18 protein-coding genes are annotated in these 18988 nt (G+C 73.3%); 3 read left to right on the top strand and 15 right to left on the bottom strand.

The genetic code is table 11. The features are described from left to right. Window positions 1-183: 183 nt before the first annotated feature. The 7 genes from ABH925_RS01350 to ABH925_RS01320 form a co-directional block, all read right to left on the bottom strand. On the bottom strand, window positions 184-1392 hold the full coding sequence (locus tag ABH925_RS01350; protein WP_370144712.1) for a 4-hydroxybenzoate 3-monooxygenase: 1209 nt from the start codon (window positions 1390-1392) through the stop codon (window positions 184-186). Further along, window positions 1392-2678, bottom strand: coding sequence for a 4-carboxymuconolactone decarboxylase (gene pcaC / locus ABH925_RS01345; RefSeq protein ID WP_370144711.1), 1287 nt, complete (start codon window positions 2676-2678; stop codon window positions 1392-1394). The genes ABH925_RS01350 and pcaC overlap by 1 nt, the downstream gene beginning before the upstream one ends. Further along, window positions 2675-4144, bottom strand: a complete 1470-nt coding sequence (gene pcaB / locus ABH925_RS01340) for a 3-carboxy-cis,cis-muconate cycloisomerase (RefSeq protein WP_370144710.1) — start codon at window positions 4142-4144, stop codon at window positions 2675-2677. The genes pcaC and pcaB overlap by 4 nt, the downstream gene beginning before the upstream one ends. Before the next feature lie 31 nt (window positions 4145-4175). Continuing rightward, window positions 4176-4763, bottom strand: a complete 588-nt coding sequence (gene pcaG / locus ABH925_RS01335; RefSeq protein ID WP_370144708.1) for a protocatechuate 3,4-dioxygenase subunit alpha — start codon at window positions 4761-4763, stop codon at window positions 4176-4178. After that, complete coding sequence (gene pcaH, locus ABH925_RS01330; RefSeq protein ID WP_370144707.1) at window positions 4760-5512, bottom strand: protocatechuate 3,4-dioxygenase subunit beta; 753 nt, start codon at window positions 5510-5512, stop codon at window positions 4760-4762. Before pcaH ends, pcaG begins: the two co-directional genes overlap by 4 nt. A 175-nt stretch (window positions 5513-5687) precedes the next feature. Continuing rightward, window positions 5688-6326 (bottom strand): CoA transferase subunit B, encoded by a 639-nt coding sequence (locus tag ABH925_RS01325; RefSeq protein ID WP_370144706.1) that lies wholly within the window; start codon window positions 6324-6326, stop codon window positions 5688-5690. Beyond that, window positions 6326-7123, bottom strand: a complete 798-nt coding sequence (locus tag ABH925_RS01320; RefSeq protein WP_370144705.1) for a CoA transferase subunit A — start codon at window positions 7121-7123, stop codon at window positions 6326-6328. Before ABH925_RS01320 ends, ABH925_RS01325 begins: the two co-directional genes overlap by 1 nt. 196 nt (window positions 7124-7319) lie before the next feature. On the opposite strand from ABH925_RS01320, the gene ABH925_RS01315 reads away from it, so the two are divergent. Further along, window positions 7320-8999 (top strand): IclR family transcriptional regulator C-terminal domain-containing protein, encoded by a 1680-nt coding sequence (locus ABH925_RS01315; protein ID WP_370144703.1) that lies wholly within the window; start codon window positions 7320-7322, stop codon window positions 8997-8999. A 29-nt stretch (window positions 9000-9028) separates the two neighbouring features. On the opposite strand, the gene ribA is transcribed toward ABH925_RS01315, so the two are convergent. Beyond that, the gene (gene ribA, locus ABH925_RS01310) at window positions 9029-9661 is read right to left on the bottom strand and encodes a GTP cyclohydrolase II (RefSeq protein ID WP_370144702.1); all 633 of its coding nucleotides are present in this window, start codon (window positions 9659-9661) and stop codon (window positions 9029-9031) included. A 102-nt stretch (window positions 9662-9763) separates the two neighbouring features. Between ribA and ABH925_RS01305 the strand changes: the two genes are divergently transcribed. After that, window positions 9764-10240 (top strand): MarR family winged helix-turn-helix transcriptional regulator, encoded by a 477-nt coding sequence (locus ABH925_RS01305; protein WP_370144701.1) that lies wholly within the window; start codon window positions 9764-9766, stop codon window positions 10238-10240. Window positions 10241-10264: 24 nt separating this feature from the next. On the opposite strand, the gene ABH925_RS01300 is transcribed toward ABH925_RS01305, so the two are convergent. From ABH925_RS01300 to ABH925_RS01270, 7 genes are all read right to left on the bottom strand, one after another. Next, on the bottom strand, window positions 10265-11287 hold the full coding sequence (locus ABH925_RS01300) for a nitroreductase family protein (protein ID WP_370144700.1): 1023 nt from the start codon (window positions 11285-11287) through the stop codon (window positions 10265-10267). 163 nt (window positions 11288-11450) lie between these two features. Then, window positions 11451-12548, bottom strand: a complete 1098-nt coding sequence (locus tag ABH925_RS01295; RefSeq protein ID WP_370144699.1) for a Gfo/Idh/MocA family protein — start codon at window positions 12546-12548, stop codon at window positions 11451-11453. After that, window positions 12533-13198 carry a ThuA domain-containing protein gene (locus ABH925_RS01290; RefSeq protein ID WP_370144698.1) on the bottom strand — a complete coding sequence of 222 codons (666 nt, stop codon included), beginning with the start codon at window positions 13196-13198 and terminating at the stop codon, window positions 12533-12535. Before ABH925_RS01290 ends, ABH925_RS01295 begins: the two co-directional genes overlap by 16 nt. Before the next feature lie 98 nt (window positions 13199-13296). Then, the gene (locus tag ABH925_RS01285; RefSeq protein ID WP_370144697.1) at window positions 13297-13677 is read right to left on the bottom strand and encodes a hypothetical protein; all 381 of its coding nucleotides are present in this window, start codon (window positions 13675-13677) and stop codon (window positions 13297-13299) included. A 9-nt stretch (window positions 13678-13686) separates the two neighbouring features. Further along, window positions 13687-14586 carry an SPFH domain-containing protein gene (locus ABH925_RS01280; RefSeq protein WP_370144696.1) on the bottom strand — a complete coding sequence of 300 codons (900 nt, stop codon included), beginning with the start codon at window positions 14584-14586 and terminating at the stop codon, window positions 13687-13689. Between the two features lie 9 nt (window positions 14587-14595). Then, window positions 14596-15360, bottom strand: coding sequence for an ABC transporter permease subunit (locus tag ABH925_RS01275; RefSeq protein ID WP_370144695.1), 765 nt, complete (start codon window positions 15358-15360; stop codon window positions 14596-14598). Continuing rightward, window positions 15357-16307, bottom strand: coding sequence for an ABC transporter ATP-binding protein (locus tag ABH925_RS01270; protein ID WP_370144694.1), 951 nt, complete (start codon window positions 16305-16307; stop codon window positions 15357-15359). The genes ABH925_RS01275 and ABH925_RS01270 overlap by 4 nt, the downstream gene beginning before the upstream one ends. Window positions 16308-16532: 225 nt before the next feature. Between ABH925_RS01270 and ABH925_RS01265 the strand changes: the two genes are divergently transcribed. Further along, window positions 16533-18983, top strand: a complete 2451-nt coding sequence (locus ABH925_RS01265) for a helicase-associated domain-containing protein (protein WP_370144693.1) — start codon at window positions 16533-16535, stop codon at window positions 18981-18983. The last annotated feature ends 5 nt before the right edge of the window (window positions 18984-18988 follow it).

The following is an 18988-nucleotide window of genomic DNA, read 5'->3' as shown; positions in this document are numbered from 1 at the left end:
GTTTCCTGGATTCAGACCGGAAGCCCGCACAGGGCGACCGGCAGGAGCCGGGCGGTACGGGGGTCCGCCCGGCTCACCTCCCCACCCCCCTGCCCCACAACGTCCACGGCCCCACAACGTCCACGGCCCCACAACGTCCGGAGTGCCCGCGGCGGCAGGCACTCCGGACGCACCACGTTGACGTCAGCGGGCGGTGGGGGCGGTGGGGGCGGTGGGCCCGATGGGGAGTCCGGCGTAGTTCTCGGCAACCTCGGCGGCGGCGTGCCGGGAGGAGGCGAGTCGGTCCAGTTGGGAGAGCTGCAGCCGGGTCGCGAACGGGCTCTGGTCGGGATCGGTGTGCAGGGTGCTGGTCATGAACCAGGAGAAGTGCTCGGCGCGCCAGACCCGGCGCAGGCAGGTGTCGGAGTAGGCGTCCAGCAGGTCGGCCGACCCGGTCTCCTGGAACCGGGCGAACGCCTCGGCCAGCACGACCACGTCGGCGGCTGCCAGGTTGAGCCCCTTGGCCCCGGTGGGCGGCACGATGTGGGCGGCGTCGCCGGCCAGGAACACCCGGCCGTGGCGCATCGGCTCGGTGACGTGACTGCGCATCGGCAGCACGGACTTGGCGGTGATCGGGCCGCGTCGCAGGGTCCAGTCGCTGTCGAGCGCGAAGCGGGCGTCGAGTTCGTCCCAGATCCGCTCGTCCGGCCAGTCGGCGGGATCGGTGCCGTTGGGAACCTGGAGATACAGGCGGCTGACGGTGGGTGAGCGCATGCTGCCCAGCGCGAAGCCGCGCGGCGAGTGGGCGTATATCAGCTCGTCGTACGAGGGCGGGACGTCGGCGAGGATGCCCAGCCAGGAGTACGGGTAGGCGCGCTCGTAACTGCGCAGCACGCCGGCCGGGAACGCGTGCTTGGCCACCCCGTGGAAGCCGTCGCAGCCCACCACGTAGTCGCAGCTCAGGTCGGCCTCGCGGCCCTGGTGGGTGTAGCGGATCAGTGGCCGCCCGCCGTCGCCGTCCTCGACCGCGCGGACCTCGGCCTCGAACAGCAGTGGTCCGCCCTCGGCGAGTTGAAGCGCCACCAGGTCCTTGACCACCTCGGTCTGCGCATACACCATCACGCTGCGGCCGCCGGTGAGCGCGGGGAAGTCCAGGCGGTGCGAACGGCGGCCGAAGCGCAGCTCGATGCCCTCGTGCACCAGCCCCTCGCGGTCCATCCGCGCCCCGGCACCGGCCGCGCGCAGTACGTCGACGGTGCCCTGCTCCAGGATCCCGGCCCGCTGGCGCTGTTCGACGTAGGCACGGTCCCGGCTCTCCAGGACGACGCTGTCGATCCCGGCGTTGTGCAGCAGGCGGGCGAGAAGCAGGCCGGCGGGTCCGCCGCCGACGATGCCGACAGTGGTGTGCTGCATCAGGTCTCTTCCTCACGAAGGATGCGGTCCGCGATGGCGAAGGCGGCGTTGGCCGCCGGGACTCCGCAGTAGACGGCGCTTTGGAGCAGGACTTCCTGGATCTCGTCACTGGTCAGGCCGTTGCGCAGAGCGGCACACAGATGCATGGCCAGCTCCTCGTGGTGGCCGCCGGCCACCAGGGCGGTCAGCGTGACGCAGCTGCGGGTACGGCGGTCCAGGCCCGGACGGGTCCAGATCTCGCCCCAGGCGTAGCGGGTGATGAAGTCCTGGAACGGCGCGGTGAAGCCGGTGCTGCGGGCGGACGCCCGGTCCACGTGGGCGTCGCCCAGCACGGCCCTGCGCACGCGCATCCCGGCGGCGTACCGCGCACCGTCCCCACCATCCCCGCCGACCCCGCCGTCCGGAGCGGCCAGCTGGTCCAGCAGGGCGGCCAGGACCGGCCCGGGTCGCTCGACCCCGGCCAGGTGCGCGGCCCCGGCGACCTCGGTCAGGCTCGCGGCGGGGATGCCGTCAGCCAGTTCCCGCGCATGCGCGGGCGGGGTGGCCGGGTCCTCACGTCCGGCGACGACCAGCGTGGGGACGGTGACCCGGTGCAGATCCGCGCGCAGGTCGTAGCCGGCCAGGGCGTCGCAGCAGGCCGCGTAGCCGACCGGGTCGGCGGCCCGCAGGTCGTCGACCAGTGCTGTGGCGATGCCGGCGGTAGACGTGTCGGCGGTAGACATGCCGGCGGTAGCTGTGTCATCGGTGAAGTTGGGGGTGAACCAGCGCTCGCGGACGGCGTCGGCCAGCGGCCCGGTCCCCTCCTTGCGTACCAGCGCCGCGCGTTCGTGCCACGGGCCCGGGTCGCCGAAGTGCGCCGAGGCGCAGACCAGAGCCAGCGAGCTCAGCCGTTCGGGGTGGTGGACCGCGAGCCACAGACCCACCGCTCCGCCGAGCGAGACGCCCGCGTACGCGAAGCGCCCGATACCCAGCGAGTCGGCGAGGTCCAGCACCAGTCGGGCCAGGTCGGCCACGGTGGCGCCACTCTCGGTCGTGACACCCTCGCTGGCATCCTCGCTCGTGACACCCCCGTTCGCGGCAGCCTCGACCCCGTGCACCGTGGGCAGCAGGTCGGCGGGCGAGCCGCCGTGGCCGGGGAGGTCCCAGCGCACGACGCGGCGGCTCCGGGCCAGCGCCGGGACCTGCGGGTCCCAGACGGTGAGCGAGGTCCCCAGCGACGGGCCGAGCAGCAGCGGCTCGGCGTCCGGGGCGCCGTCGACGCGGTGGTGCAGGACGGGGCTGGTCACGGTGCCTCCGAAAGAGCGCGGTCCACCAGGGCCGCGGACGAGCCCAGGTACCCGGCGGGGTCGGTCAGACGGCGCAGCTCCTCCTCAGCGAGCAGCCCGCGGAGCTGCGGTTCGGTGGCCAGCGCGGCGTGCAGGTCGAGGCCCGGCTCCGCCGCGCGGGCCGAGGCGCGCGACAGCGCGGACCTGGCCTCGCCCCGGCCGATCAGGGCGCCGAGGACCGCCGCGAGGCGCTCGGTGACGATCAGACCACCCGTCAGATCGACGTTGGCGCGCATCCGCTCCGGACGGACGCGCAGTTCCTCGGCGAGCTGACCCGCCTGCCGGGCGGCGCCGCCGACCAGCCGCAGTGCCTCGCGCAGCGGCTGCCATTCGGCGTGCCAGGCGCCGGCCGGGCGCTCGTCCTCGGCGACCAGCGAGCCGAACAGGATCCCGGCCAGCGCGGGGACCTGACGGGCCGCCGCCGCGATCAGCGTCGCGCGCACCGGGTTGGCCTTGTGCGGCATGGCCGAGGAGGGGCCGCCGCCACCCTCCGACAGTTCCCCGATCTCGGTGCGGGACAGGGTGAGCACATCGGCCGCGATCTTCCCCAGGGCGCCCGCGGTGAAGGCCAGCGCCGCGCCGAGGTCGGCGATGGGCGTACGCAGGACGTGCCACGGCAGGCGCGGTTCGGCCAGCCCGGTCTGCCGGCCGTACGCGGCGAGCAGCCGCAGGCCGAGGTCCCGGTCCAGGCCCAAGCCCGGGTCCGGGACCGACCCCGGCACCGCGTCGGAGCTCACCCCGGGTGCGGCCCCGTCCGCCTCCGCGTAAGCGTGGAATGCCGCGAATGTCCCTGCCGCGCCGCCCAGTTGGACCGGAAGACCGGCCCGGGTGGCGGCCACGCGGTCGCGTGCGTCCAGCACCAGGCTCCGCCAGCCGGCCGCCTTGAGGCCGAAGGTGGTCGGCACCGCGTGCTGGGTCAGGGTCCGGCCAGGCATCACGGTGTCGCGGTGCTCGGCGGAAAGGCGGGCCAGTGCGGCGGCGGTGCGCTCCAGGTCGGCGGTGATCAGCCCCAGGGACTCGACGGCCACCAGCATCATCGCGGTGTCCAGGATGTCCTGGCTGGTCGCGCCCCGATGGACGTAGGCCGCGGCCTCCGGGTCGCCATCGGCCAGGGCCGCGGTGAGGTCGGCGACCAGCGGGATGACCGGATTGCCCCCACCGCGGGCGCGCAGCGCCAGGCTGCGCAGGTCGAGGCGGGTGACCGCCGCGTCGACGACCTCCGCCACCCCGGCCGGGGCCAGACCGAGTTCGGCCAGGGCCCGGACCAGCGCGGACTCCGCCGTCAGCATCGCCCGCAGCACCGCGGTGTCCCCGGTCGCGGCGGCGACGGCCGAGCCCGCCGAGACGGGCGAGAGCAGGCCGACGTCGTCGGAGCGGACGTCCTCGGCCGAGGACGCCTGCGACAACTGGTGGGGTTCATTCGACAACGGTTCAGAAAACGGTTCATTCGAAGGCGGTTCATTCGAAGACAAGGAACGTCGTCTCCTTCTCCCCCTGCAGGTGGATGTCGAAGCGGTGGAGCTTCTCGTCCTCGCGCACGCACTCCAGGGACGCCCGCCGCTGCGGGGTCAGCGCGGAGAGCAGGGGGTCTGCGCCGTGCAGCGGATGGTCGGTCAGATAAGCGCGGGTGAAGAGGTGGTGCAGCAGCCCACGCGCGAAGACGCACACCGACAGGTACGGAGCGTCCCCGGGCGGCAGGGTGCGCAGCGTGTAGTGGCCGTCGGGGTCGGTGGCGACGCGGCCGAAGCCGGTGAAGTCGACGCCGTCGCGTCCCAGGAACCCGCCGGTGACCTGGTCCCGGCGCATCGACCCGGGGCGTCCGGCGCGTGCGCCTCGCTCGCCATCAGTCCGTCGGCTGTGTTCCGGGCCGGACTGCCAGAACTCCAGCAGCGCGTCGGGCACCGGCCGGCCGGCCCCGTCGTGGACGCGCCCGTGCACGGTGATCACGCCGGGGGCAGTTGCGGCGGCAACGTTGCCACCGTCGGGGAAGGGCAGGGCGTAGCCGAAGAACGGTCCGACGGTCTGCGCGGGGGTGGGGAGGCTCATCGGCCCTCCTCGATCCAGGTGGGCGACGGGCCGTCCAGCACGATGTCCCAGCGGTAGCCGAGCGACCGCTCGGGGACGGACACGTCGTGGTCGTACGCGGCGACCAGGCGTGCGCGGGCGGCCTCGTCGGTGACGGACTGCAGGATGGGGTCGTAGCGGAAGAGCGGGTCGCCGGGGAAGTACATCTGGGTGACCAGGCGCTGGGTGAAGGCCGCGCCGAAGAGCGAGAAGTGGATGTGCGCGGGCCGCCAGGCGTTGGCGTGGTTGCGCCAGGGGTAGGCGCCCGGCTTGACGGTGGTGAACGAGTACCCGCCCTGATCATCCGTCAGGCATCGGCCCACGCCCGTGAAGTGCGGGTCCAGCGGGGCCGGGTGCTGGTCGCGCTGGTGCGCGTACCGGCCCGAGGCGTTGGCCTGCCAGATCTCCACCAGCTGCCCGGTGACCGCGCGGCCTTGCCGGTCCAGGACGCGGCCGGTGACGGTGATGCGCTCGCCGAGCGGTTCGCCGGTGTGCTGGCGGGTCAGGTCGGCGTCCAGTTCGGTGACGTCGGTGACGCCGAAGACCGGGCCGGACAGCTCGACCGCGTCAGGGTCCCGTACCGCGATCAGCGGCTGGCGGGGGTGGCGCAGCGCGCTGCTGCGGTAGGGCGCGTAGCCGCGGGAGGGATGGTGCCGGACCGTCCCGGACCGGGCGTAGGCCTCGCTCTCGGCGGCGATCTCGCGGCTGATGTCCGCCTGGGTGAGTGTCATGGCGGTTGTCCTGCTTCCTCTCTGGCGGGGGCGCGCAGCCATCGCACGGGCGCGCGGGCGCACCGCGTTCGGGCGTACACGGGCTCAGACGCTCAGTACGCTCAGTTGCTCAGTTGCTCAGTTGCTCAGTTGCTCAGTTGCTCAGTTACTCAGTTACTCAGTGCACTCAAGGCGCTCAGGCGCCGGCGAGCTTCACGGGTGCGTCGGTTCGGGCGGCGACCTCTGCCGCGCTGACGCCGGGGGCGGTCTCGACCAGGACCAGGCCCCCGGACGTGACGTCCAGCACGCCGAGGTCGGTGATGACCCGGTGCACGCAGGCTCTGCCGGTGAGCGGCAGGGTGCAGTCCCGGACGATCTTCGGCGAGCCGTCCTTCGCGGTGTGCTCCATCAGGACGAGGACCCTGCGGGCGCCGTGGACCAGGTCCATCGCCCCGCCCATGCCCTTGACCGTCTTGCCCGGGACCATCCAGTTGGCCAGGTCACCGCCGGCGGACACCTGCATCGCGCCGAGGATGGCGGCGTCGATGTGGCCGCCGCGGATCATCCCGAAGGACATCGCGGAGTCGAAGAAGGAGGCGCCCGGCCGGACCGTGACCGTCTCCTTGCCGGCGTTGATCAGATCCGGATCGACCTGCTCCTCGTCCGGGTAGGGGCCCACGCCCAGGATGCCGTTCTCGGACTGCAGCACCACGTCCACGCCCTCCGGCAGGAAACTGGGCACCAGCGTCGGCAGTCCGATCCCGAGGTTCACGTAGCTGCCGTCGGTCAGCTCGGCCGCCGCGCGGGCCGCCATCTCGTTCCGGGTCCAGGCCATCAGACGCGCACCTCCGCTCGGATCCCGGGAACTCGCGTCCCGGCAACGGAGACCGTTCGCCGCTCGATGCCCTTCTCCGCGACCTGCGCGGGTGTCAATTCGACGACCCGCTGGACGAAGACGCCCGGCAGGTGGATCTCGTCCGGCCCCAGCACACCCGGCTCCACCAGTTCCTCGACCTCGGCCAGGGTGACCCGTCCGGCCATGGCGGCGAGCGGGTTGAAGTTCCGTGCGGCGCGGTGGAAGACGAGGTTGCCGTGCCGGTCCCCGCGGGCCGCTCGGACCAGGGCGAAGTCCGTGGTGATGCCGTGCTCCAGGACGTGGTCCCGGCCCTGGAACCGCCGGATCTCCTTGGGCGCGGAGGCGAGCGCCACGCCGCCGTCGGCGGCGTAGCGCCAGGGCAGGCCGCCGTCGGCGACCTGGGTGCCGACACCGGCCGGGGTGAAGAAGCCGGGGATTCCGCAGCCGCCGGCCCGCAGCCGCTCCGCGAGCGTGCCCTGCGGGACCAGCTCCACCTCCAGCTCCCCGCCCAGGTACTGACGGGCGAACTCCCTGTTGTCGCCGACGTAGCTGCCGGTCACCCGGGCGATCCGGCCCGCCGCCAGCAGCAGCCCGAGACCGGCGCCGTCCACGCCGCAGTTGTTGGACACCACCGCGAGACCGCCCGCGCCCTGCGCGAACAGGGCCTGGATCAGGACGTTCGGCACGCCGCTGAGGCCGAAGCCGCCCACGGCCAGTGACGACCCGTCGCCGATGTCGGCGACCGCCTCGGCGGCGGTCGGGATGACCTTGTCCATGCAGAAGTCCCAATCGGAGAGGTGCCCTGTCGCAGATGTTCGCCTGATGAACTAAGGTTCAGTTCCTGCTCGCGATGAGTCTGCTGCCGCCGGCCGCGCCTGTCAACGGGGGAACTCGCCACCCCATGCGACCGGGGCGACCGAGCCCACCGGCGCGGATTCACTACGGTGGGGCCACCAGCTGCCGAGAGAACCGATGCCACCCATGACCAGCACCGACAGCGACACACCCACCGACAGCGCCGCCCCCGCCGAAGCCGTGGGCCCGCTGATCCGCGGAATCGCCGTCCTGCGCCGACTCACCGACGCGGGCGGCCGACAGAGCCTGGGCGACCTCGCCCGCGCCACCGAGCTCGCCCGCTCCACCGTCGACCGGATCGTCAGGACCCTGGAGCGGATGGGCTATCTGCGTCTGGAGGGGCGCGACGCGGTGCTCACCCCCGGCCTGATGGAGCTCGGCAACGCCTACCTGGCGGCGGCGCGCCTCCCCGGCCTGCTCGGCCCGTACGCCGACCGGCTTGCCGACCGCCTGGACGAGTCGGTCTCCATCGCCGTCGACGACCCCGACGGCGTGCGTTTCGTGCACCAGGCCACCCGTCGGCGCGCGCTGTCCCTCAGCTTCCGCATCGGTGACCTGCTGCCGGCCGAGCGCACCGGCCCCGGCCCGCTGTTCGCCGCGGACTGGCCCGAGTCCCGGTGGACCCGCTGGCACGAACAGCGCGCCGCCGACCCTGAGGACGGCCGTTTCCCCGCCGTCCCGCCGCGCGCCGGAGCGGGTGTGGACACCTTCCCGGCCCGCGCCGCCCACGCGCGGGAGCAGGGCTGGTCGCTGGACGACCAGCTGATCGAACCCGGACTGGTCGCCCTCGCCCTGCCCGTGCACGACCCGGCCGGTCGTCAGGTCTGCGCGGTGAGCGTGGTCAGCCACACCAGCCGGCACGACGCCGACGCCCTGCGCGACGCCGCACTGCCGCCGCTGCGCGAGACCGTCGCGGCCATGGAGCAGGCACTGCGACTTCCTCCGCCGGTACCGCCGCCCGCCGCACCCGCCGCCGCACTGGCCGGGTGGACCGCGGCCTCCAAGCAGGAACTGGGCCCGGAGTTCGTGGAATCCCTGGCCCGCGGCCTGACCGTGCTCACCGCCTTCGGCGAGGGCCGGGCCGCCCTGCCGCTCACGGCCGTCGCCCAGGCGACCGGCCTGCCCCGGGCCACCGCGCGCCGGGCCCTGATCACCCTGGACCACCTGGGCTACGTCGCCCAGGACGGCAAGGACTTCCGGCCCACGACGCAGGTGCTCGCCCTGGGCTTCGCCCCGCTCTCGCGGCTGACGCTGTCCCAGATCGCCCAGCCCCACCTGGCCGCGCTGGCCGAGCAGGTCCACGAGTCGGCCTCACTCGCCGTGCTGGACGACACCGACATCCGGTACACCGCCCGCGCCGCCACCGACCGGATCATGAGCGTGGACATCACCGTCGGCACCCGGTTCCCGGCCCACGCCACGTCGCTGGGGCGGGTCCTGCTGGCCGGCCTGCCCCCGCAGGAACGCGACGCCCGGCTGGCCCGGGCGGAGCCGCGCGCCCTGACCCGGCACACCGTCACCTCGACCGCCGAGCTGTCGACCCTGGTGAAGGAGGTCGACCGGCAGGACTACGCCCTGGTCGACCAGGAGCTGGAGGAGGGTCTTCGCTCGGTCGCGGTACCGGTACGCGACCGGACGGGGCAGGTGGTGGCGGCCGCGAACCTCTCCACCCACACCGGCCGCCGCAGCCTGGAGGAGTGCCGAACCGCACTACTGCCCGCACTCCGGCAGGCAGCTGCCCGGATCGAGGCCGACCTGCACACGGCCGGACGCTTCGCCCGGATCACCCTCCGATGACCGCCCTCCCCGACGGCGGGGCGGGACGGTCAGCCCGCCAGCTCGGCGAGCTGGATGGTGTGCCGGGTGTGCTCGACCTTGGCCCGGAGGTACCGCAGGTTGCTGTCGGTGACATGCGCACCGGTGGGGACACGCTCGGCGACCTCGATGCCGAGCGCGGTGAGCTGGTCCGCCTTGTCGGGGTTGTTGGACAGCAGCCGGACGCGGTCCGCGTCCAGCGCGGCCAGCATCTGGGCGGCGGCGCTGTAGTCGCGGGCGTCCTCGGGCAGGCCCAGGGCCGCGTTCGCCTGGTAGGTGTCCAGGCCCTCGTCCTGCAGGGCATAGGCGTCCAGCTTGTTGTACAGGCCGATACCGCGGCCCTCCTGGCGCAGGTAGAGCAGATAGCCGCCGGTCGCGGCGATCCGCTCGACCGCCTCGCGCAGCTGCGGGCCGCAGTCGCAGCGGGCGGAGCCGAACACGTCGCCGGTCAGGCACTCCGAGTGCAGCCGCACCAGCGGGGCGCTCTCCGCGCCCGGGTCGCCCAGCACGACCGCGAGGTGCTCGGCACCGTCGACCAGCCCGTGGAAGGTGACCAGCTCGGCATCGACCGAGTATCCGTCGCCGAAGCGCAGCGGCACCCGGACCCGGGTGCGCACGGTGGCGGCGGGAAGGTTCTGCGACATCAGTGCTCCGCTCGTTCCAGGCGTGGTTCAGATTTGAACCAGTTGGACCTGGCCGACAGTACACTCAGATTCAAATTTGAACAACAGGAGTAGGCTTCCCCCATGGACGAACCGCGTTGGCTGAACAACCAGGAGAAAGCCGCCTGGATCAGCTTCCTGGCCGCCAGCAATCTGGTGACCCGCAGACTGGAGCAGCAGCTCAAGGATGATGCGGGGCTCTCGCACACCCAGTACGAGGTGCTGGTCCAGCTCTCCGCCGCCGAGGGCCGCGCGATGCGCATGACCGAACTCGCCGACCGGCTGGTCACCACCAAGAGCGGGCTGACCTACCAGATCACCCAGCTGGAACGCGCCGGGCTGGTCTTCCGGCGCTCCTGCCCCAGCGACGTGCGCGGGGTCTTCGCCGAGCTGACCGACCAGGGCATGGAGGTCCTGCGGATGGCCGCGCCCGGCCATGTTGCGGCGGTCCGCGAGGCCCTGATCGACGCACTGACCCCCGAGCAGCTGAACCACGTCGCCGCAGGGCTGGGCGAGGTCAGCCGCAGACTCCGCGGAACCGAGGCCCCCGACGCGGGCTAACGGGGCGGCCCGGCCGGCGGCGCGCTACCCGGGTACCGGTTCGCGGCCGGCGAGACGGGCCTCGGACTCGGCCAGCAGTTCGCCGACCGAGCGGCGCGGCGTGGCGGGACCCTCGGGGCCGTACCCGACGCGGAGCAGCATCTGTGGCTGGGCCGAGCCCGCGGCGAAGGGGTCGCGCAGCAGCCAGCGCAGATCCGGCCACTCCAGGGCCTGGTGCATCATCTGGGCGACCAGCCCGTGCGCGGTCAGCAGCAGCAGGACCCGTTCGAGCGCCTGGCCGGCCCGCAGCCAGTCGGCCGGTCCGTCGGCGGCGGTGGTGAGCAGCAGCAGGCGGGGATGGTCCTCGAACCGCTGCGACGGCTGGGCCCGGCCGGGCTCCAGACCGGTGTAGTCGCGCACCGGCACGCGGGCCTCGGCGTCCAGCGGCCCCAGGGCCGTGTACGGGATTCCGTAGGGCCCCTCGTTGGAGTCCCTCAGCCAGGACCGGGTCTCCGCGATCCGGTCCGGGTCGCCGGTACGCCGCAGCTCGGCGTCGGCCGTCAGTCCGAGCAGGCGGGTGGACTCCAGATCCCCCGGCAGCTGCAGTTCGGCGCCCTCGCTGCGGGCGGCCGCCACGAGTTCCCCCAGGACGGTGTCCGGGACCGGTTCGCCGGCGAAGGGCAGCCGGCTGCTGTGCCTGTGCGCGATGGCCCCGTACAGGTCCGGGCCGCGGTCGACGGCGGTGCGCAGCGGCCCGGCCAGCCGGACGGTGGCCAGCAGATCGGGGTCGCTCGCCTTGGGCAGCAGGTGCAGGACCGGGTCCCAGCCCAGGTGGGCCACCGCGACCTGCAGGTTGCACAGCGCCGCGCCCACGGACAGGTACAGCGCCCGGCCCTGCGGGTCGGCCAGCGGCAGCGACCGTTCCTGCGCGGCGTACACCTCGACGGTGCGGCTGTGCGGTTCCATCCGGAACCGCCACGGCTGGGTGTTGTGGATCGACGGCGCCGCAGTCGCTGCGGAGAGCAAGGTCTCCAGCACGGCGGCGTCCAGAACCGGTTCCGTTCGCACGGCAATCCCCTCCTCACGGGGACACGGCTGACTCCTGCCTCCAGTGTCCGCCAGCCACACCCACCCCCGCAGCGCCGGGCGTCCCCGCAGCGCCGAGGACCCCCGCCGCCCGCACGGCCGATCAGCCCACGCGCGGCCGGATCACGCCCCGGGACCTGCGGGCCTACCTGTCGGGACGTGACCCGAGCGGGACCGGCGCGGGGCGGTGACAGCTGCTCTCCACCTCGACCGCCCGGCCCTCGCCCGCTGCTGTCATCAGCGCCTCCATCACCTCCAGGACGTGGAAGGCGAGTTCGGCGTCGGCCCGGTGCGGCCGTCCCTGGGCGAGGGCCTGAGCCAGTTCGGCCAGGCCGTAGCCCCGGGCGCCGTCCCGGTAGCCACCGGCCTCGGGAACCTGCCGCCACTGCCGGGTCTCGGCCGAGTAGAGCTCGACCGGCCCGTCGAAGTCGTTCGGGTCCGGTACGCCGAGCGTTCCCCGGCTGCCGTAGACCTCGATGTGCGGCAGCCGTCCGGCCCACACGTCGAAGCTCAGCAGCAGCGTCGAGATCACGCCGTCGGCGTGCTCCAGCAGGCCGCTGACGTGGGTGGCCACCTCCACCGGGAACGCCGTGCCGGCCCTCGGCCCGCTCGCGATACTGCGGGTGCCGTGCGGCGTCGCAGCGAACCCGGTGACCCGGCGCACCGGGCCCAGCAGCTGGACCAGGGCCGTGAGGTGGTAGGGCCCCATGTCGAACAGCGGGCCGCCACCCGGCCGGTAGTAGAACTCCGGGTCGGGGTGCCAGAGTTCGTGCCCGGGGGTGACCATGAACGCGGTCGCGGCCACCGGACGTCCGATCGCGCCGTCGTCCAGCAGCGCCCGCGCGGTCTGCAGACCGGTGCCGAGCACGGTGTCCGGCGCGCAGCCGATCCGCACCCCGGCGCGCGCCGCCGCGTCCAGCAGCCCGCGCGCGGCCGCCGTGCCGGCCGCGAGCGGCTTCTCGCCGTAGACGTGCTTTCCGGCGGCGATCGCCGCCAGCGCCACCTCGGCATGGGCGGCGGGGACGGTCAGGTTCAGCACCGCGTCCACGTCCCGCGCCCGGAACAGCTCGTCCGGCAGGCAGGCGCGGGCGGCCGGCGCGAGCGGCAGCGCCGCCTCGGCCCTGGCCCGGTCCAGGTCCGCGACGGCGGTGACGGCGACGTTGTCCAGCCGTTCCAGGGTCCGCAGGTAGGCTGCGCTGATCTTTCCCGCGCCGACGACGCCGACCCTCAGCGGGCCGCCCACAGCAGCCCCCTTCGGGTGAGCCGGTCCACCTCGGGCAGCTCCAGGTCGGCCGGCCGATGCCCCAGCGTGCTGACGAACACCCGGCCGGCACCCCAGGTCCTGGCCCAGACGACCGGGACGACGGTGCCGGCCAGCTCGGGAACGTCCGGGTCGTCGGTGAACACCGTGTCCGCGAGCACCAGCACGGCGGGGTCGACGTGCAGGTAGTACTGCTCGGTGGTGACCGTGAACGGTTCCTCCCCGGCCAGCGCCGGATGCTCCCGGCCCGCCGCCGTGGGGCGCACCTGGTAGCGGGTGAACTCGCGCGGGTGGTGGACGAACTGGCCGCCGATCAGGAGCTGGTACCCGGTCTCCTCACGGAACGAGTCCACGATCCCGCCGTGCCAGCCGGCCAGCCCGGTTCCGGCCCGTACGGCCCCGGAGAGGCCGGCCGCCTGCGCGGCGCTGATCCCGCCCATGGTCCAGCACTGCACCACCAGGTCGGTACGGGCCAGCGCCTCGGCGTCGAGGTAGCTGTCCAGCGTCTCCGAGACCTCGACCGACCAGCCCCGCCGCGCGAGTTCGGCCGCGTAGCGGTCGCTCGCCGCGACGGGCTCGTGCCCGGACCACCCTCCGCGCACCACGAGTGCGTGCTTCCGTTCCCCTGCCACCTGTCACGACCTCCACTCCGCCGGCGCTGCGCCGCAGCCTAACGGTAGCCATGTGACATATGACAGCCCACAATACAAATGAGCGAGGCCGGCCCGGTTCAGGACACGTCCCCTTCCGGATCCCGATCGGGTGGCAGGTCGGCGGTACGGCCGGGGACCGGGTCCGACTCCAGGCCGAAATGCCCATCGTCTTCCGGCAGTTCGACGGGAACGCCCGGGTCTCCCCCCTCCAGGTCTCCCCCCTCCGGGGGTGCGCTCCCCGACGGTGCCTCCTCCGACGGGGCGGCGTCCTTGCGGGGACGGCCGCGGCGCGGCAGGCCGCCGACGTTGCCCGGCAGCCGTCCGCCCTGGGCCAGGGCCTGGCGCAGCAGGTACTCGATCTGCGCGGTGGTGCTGCGCAGTTCGTCCCCGGCCCAGCGGGCCAGCGCGTCATGCACGGCGGGGTCCAGGCGCAGCAGGATCTTCTTGCGTTCGGTCACCTGTCGGGCTTACTGATAGAGGGTGCCGGTGTTCACAACCGGCTGGGTGGCGTGGTCGCTGCACAGCACCACGAGCAGGTTGCTGACCATGGCCGCCTTGCGCTCCTCGTCGAGGTCGACGATCCCCTGGTCGGCCAGGTCGTCGAGGGCCTGGCGCACCATGCCGACGGCCCCCTCCACCAGCCGCTTGCGGGCGGCGACCACGGCGTCGGCCTGCTGGCGGCGGAGCATGGCCTGCGCGATCTCGGCGGCGTAGGACAGCCGGGTGATCCGGGACTCGATCACGTGGACGCCGGCCGACGCGACCCGCTCGGTGATCTCCGCCGACAGCCGCGAGGTGATCTCCTCGGCGTTCTGACGCAGCGACAACTGCCCCTCGCCGCGCGCGTCGTAGGGGTAGAGCCCGGCGATGTGCCGCACCGCGGTCTCGGTCTGGATCGCGACGAACTGGACGAAGTCGTCGACCGCGTACACGGCCTTGGCGGTGTCGTCGACCTGCCAGACCACCACCGCGGCCATCTCGATCGGGTTGCCGTCGGCGTCGTTGACCTTGAGAACCGCGCTCTCGTGGTTGCGGATCCGGGTCGACACCCGGCGGCGCTTGGTCAGCGGATTGACCCAGCGCAGCCCGGTGGCCCGCACGGTCCCGTCGTAGCGGCCGAACAGCGACACCACCCGGGCCTGCCCCGGTGCGACCGCGGTCAGCCCCAGCAGCGTGATCACTCCGACCGCGATCAGCACCGGACCGGCCGGCTTCGCCCCCGAGCCCCCGGAGGCGGCCAGCACCGCGCCGCCGATCACCAGCGCCAGGCCGACGACCAGCGCCGGCCCGCCGGCCAGCGAGCGCGCGACGCGCTCGGTCACCGGCGATTCCGGGGTCCGAACCCCCGTCCCGTCAGGTTGTCTCATGACCATCTCTCAACGCCTCCTGGAGGACTGAGTGCGGGCTGTGGGCTTGGTTCCGGTGATCAGGCGCTCGCGGTCGAAGAGCCTCGCGACGACCCGGTAGGCGGCGCAGTCGATCACCAGCAGGGCGCCGGCGAAGGCGAGGGCGATCGTCAGCGTCGGCTTGACCACCTGGAACGACATCAACGCGATCAGGGCGAGCGGCGGCAGGCTGGCCAGCGTACTGAGCTGCTGGGCGACTCGGGTGTCGCTCATCTTGGTGGACACGGCCAGCCCGACCCAGATCGCCCAGGCGGCCAGCAGCGGGATGTAGAACAACTCGGCGATCAGCTGCGGAGCGTGCCACACCGCCGAGGCGATCACCGGACTGGCCCCGATACTCACGATCGCCAGGAAGACACCGAAGATCAGGTACGCCAGGGCGGCCGCCGGAACGAGGTTCGCCACCGCCTTGCCGATCAGCAGTTCCTCGCGGCTGATCGGCGTGGTCAGGACGGGCTCCAGCGTCCCCTGTTCGCGTTCGCCGACCACCGCGTTGGCGGCGATGGTGGAGGGGATGAGCAGCGGGATCAGGAGCAGGAACATCAGCGAGAAGCCCACCGCGGTATCCAGACGCGAGCTCGACGCGGTGGCCTTGATGGAGAGGATGGTGGCGGTCGGCGAGATCAGGAACAGCACCGGAAGGACCGCCATCGTCGACAGGATGAAGCGGTTGCGCCGGTACTCGGTGAGTTCCTTGCGCACGACGGCACCGATGCGGGTCGCGTTGATGCTCATCGTGCCGCGCCTTCCTGGTCCTCGACCAGTTCGAGGTAGACGTCCTCCAGCGAGTACCGCGATTCGGTGATCGACAGTACGTCGGCTCCGGCCGCGACCAGCGCCCGGGTCACCGCGGGTGCCGCCCGCGCGGGGTCGGACACGGCCACGACATAGCCGGACGGGGTGGCGGCCGAAGCGCCCGCCGGGACGGCGGTCGGCGTCCCGGCGTCCCGCCAGCTCTCGACGGCGGGCAGGCCCGCGAAGATCCGGTCGGGGTCGCCCAACGGCGCGGCGGTCGTGACGGCGAGCGACCGGCTGAAGAGCATGTGACGCAGTTCGTCGGGTCGGCCGATGGTCCGCAGTCCGGTGTTCATGATGGCGACCCGGTCGCACAGCCGTTCCGCCTCGTCCAGCCGGTGGGTGGTCAGGAACACCGTGACGCCGCGCTGCCGGAGGGTGTTGATCAGGCCGTGCACCTCGTGCGCCGCCACCGGGTCCAGCCCCGAGGTCGGCTCGTCGAGGAACATCACCTCGGGGTCGTTGAGCAGCGTACGGGCCAGGGCCACCCGCTGGCGCAGGCCCTTGGACAGGCTGCCGCAGAGGTCCTGCGCGCGGTCACCGAGGTCGACCGCGTCCAGGGCCTCCCTGATCCGGGCCTGACGGCCCGGCAGGCCGTAGAGGCGCGCGAAGTACTCCAGGTTCTCCGTGACCGTCAGCCGCCGGTACAGGCCCGGCGCCTCGGGCATGATCGAGATGCGCCGGCGGATCTCCGCCTCATTGGCCGGGACCAGCGGAATGCCGGCCACCACCGCCGACCCTGACGTCGGCGCGATCAGCGTGCCCAGTATCCGGACCGTGGTGGTCTTGCCCGCCCCGTTGGGGCCCAGGAACCCGAACACCTCCCCGCGGGCGACGCTGAACGACACGTCGTCGACGGCGATCCGGTCACCGAACGTCTTGGTCATACCGCTGACTTCCACCGCCGCGGCCCCATCGGGGGGCACACGTGGGGACCTGTCGTGAACCTGGCTCATAGCGCCATCACCTCATACCGATAGCATAGTGATATCACTTTTTCCCACCCCCAGCCACCCCCGACTGCCACCGCTCGACCCGCCGATCTGCCACCGCCGCCCCTCAGCGACCGAAGGAGGCCGTTCCGGCTCCCCCGCTCGGCTAAAATCGGCCCGGTGAGCACAAGCAAAGCGCTGGCGGCGTGGCTGGGCGGGTTCTCCCGTGAACGGTTGACCGAGCTGCTGGAGCAGCGGGAGTTGCCGTATGCCGCGCAGTTCTCCGGAGGCTCGGACCTGCGGACGCTGGAGGGGCTCGCGGACCACCTGCTCACCGACGCCTCCGTGGGCGGCGCGCTGACCGCGCTCAACGTGCCCGACCTGCAGTTGCTGACCGCCGCAGCGGTCCTCGCGGAGCGCCGGCACGGCCCGCTCCCGGTGGACCCGGCGGGACCCGGACCGATGCTCACGGACACGTACGGGCGAGGCATCCGCCGGACGCAGACCCCGGAGCCGGATCCCGCCGAACGGGCGGTCCCCCGCGCCGATCTGCTGGCCTTCCTGCGGCTGGAGGGCGCCGCCCGCCAGGAGGCCGAGGCAGCGCTGGACCGGCTCGCGCTGCGGGCCCTGGTGCTGCCGCCGCACGGCGGGAGCGTTGTCGTACCCAACCTGCTGCACCGTGAGGCAGCCCGGGCCGGCGGCCGTCCGGTCGACCAACTGCTGTCCCGGGCCTACCAGTCGGCCGAGGTCCAGCGAATCCACCGGGCCCTCGCCCTGCCGACCGCAAGCACCCGGGACGCGCGCCAGCGCGCGGTCGTGGCCGTACTGTCGGATCCGGAGCAGATCCACGGCCTGGTCCGGCAGGCACCGCCGGAGGCCGTGGAACTGCTGGACCGACTGGTCGCCGGACCACCACTGCTGCGCACCCACTGCTTCCAGGACCGCTACGGCGGCGGCTACTACGGCTCCGGGGACAGCGTCTTCGTCTTCCGGCCCGGCGGCTCGGGCGATCCCGGCACCGACTGGCTGGCCGAGCGCGGGATGGTCGTCCCGGTCGGTCACGATCTCGCCGAACTGCCGCACGAGATCGGCCAGGCACTGCGCGATCCCGACGCCAGGCCGCCCTACGAACCCCGTCCGCCCCAGCCCGCGAGCACGACGGCGGTGGCTGCGGCGGCGGTGTCCCGGGAGGCGCAGGCAGCGGCTACCGCGGCGGCCTCGCAGGTCGAACTGCTGCTGCGCCAGGTCGACGCGCAGCCCCTGGCGGTCCGCAAGGCCGGCGGGATCGCGGTGCGGGACACCCGCCGGGTGGCGAAGCAGGCCGGGGTGAGTGAGGGTCAGGCCCGGCTGTGGCTGGATCTGGCGTCCAACGCGCACCTGATCACCGCTCGCTCACCCGAGCCCGAACCCGCCCCGCGCGGCCGCCGTCGTGCCACCCAGCCGCTGCCCGCACCCCAGGTGGTGCCGACCGAACGCTACGACCGCTGGCTCACCGCGCCACCGGCCGAACGGCTGCTGCCGCTGATCACCACCTGGGCGGTGACCCCCGAGGTGTTCAGCCACTGGCCGGACGGGGAGGAGACCCGGGTCGCCCTGGTCAGCCCGCAGGATCCGACCGCCGGGCCACTCCGCCACGCGCTGCTGGAGACACTGGCCGCACTTCCCGAAGGTCGTGGCGTGGACACCACCGATCCGGCGTCGCTGCGCGAGCTCGACCAGGCCGTGGTCTGGCACCGCCCGGCAGCTCTTAACACCGGCGCCGCGGCCGACGGCAGGCTCGCGGCGACGCTGATCGAGGCCCAACTGCTGGGCGTGGTCGCGCACGGGGCGCTGACGCCGGTCGGACACGGCGTCCTGGCGCTGCTGCGGGCGGGCGCGGCCCGCTACTTCCCGGCGGTGCCCGGAGCGGGTCCGTCCCTCAAGGACCGGCCCGCACTGGCCGAGGCCGTGCAGCAGCTGGCGAACGAACTGACGACACTGCTGCCCGCCCCGCAGGACAGGGCTCGCTTCCAGGCCGACCTCACCGCCGTCGTCACCGGTGCCCCCTCGGCGGACCTGACCGCCCTGCTGTCGTCCTGCGCGGACCGCGAATCCGAGGGACACGCCGTCGTCTGGCGCATCACCCCGGCCTCGGTCCGCCGCGCCATGGACGCCGGCGCCGACCCGGACGAACTGCTCCGACAGCTCAACGAGGTGTCCGAGGGCGGCCACCCGCTGCCCCAGCCCCTGGAGTACCTGGTCAGGGACACCGCCCGCACCCACGGCAGGATGCGCGTGGTCCGATCCGCCTGCTGCATCCGCTCCGACGACGAGGCCCTGGTGCTGGAGTTGTCCAGGACCAGGGCCCTCGGCAAGATCGGCCTGCGCCGTATCGCGCCCACCGTCCTGATCAGCACGGCCGACCCGGACACCACCCTGGCCGCGCTGCGCAAGGCCGGCTTCGCCCCGGTCCTGGAGGCCGAGACCGGCACCACCGTCCTCCAACGCGCCACCCAGGAGCGGGCACCGTCGAGGCCCGCCTCCCTCGCCGACGCCTTCCGCGGCCACGGCCGCGGTGCCACCACCGCCCCGGCCCTCGCCACCGCCCTGCTGGAAACGCGCCCGTCCTCCGCCCGGGGCAGGGAGCGCTGACGGAA

The sequence above is a fragment of the Streptacidiphilus sp. EB129 genome, assembly GCF_041262645.1.
GTDB lineage: Bacteria > Actinomycetota > Actinomycetes > Streptomycetales > Streptomycetaceae > Streptacidiphilus.
This window is presented reverse-complemented; position numbering and strand designations above follow the sequence as displayed.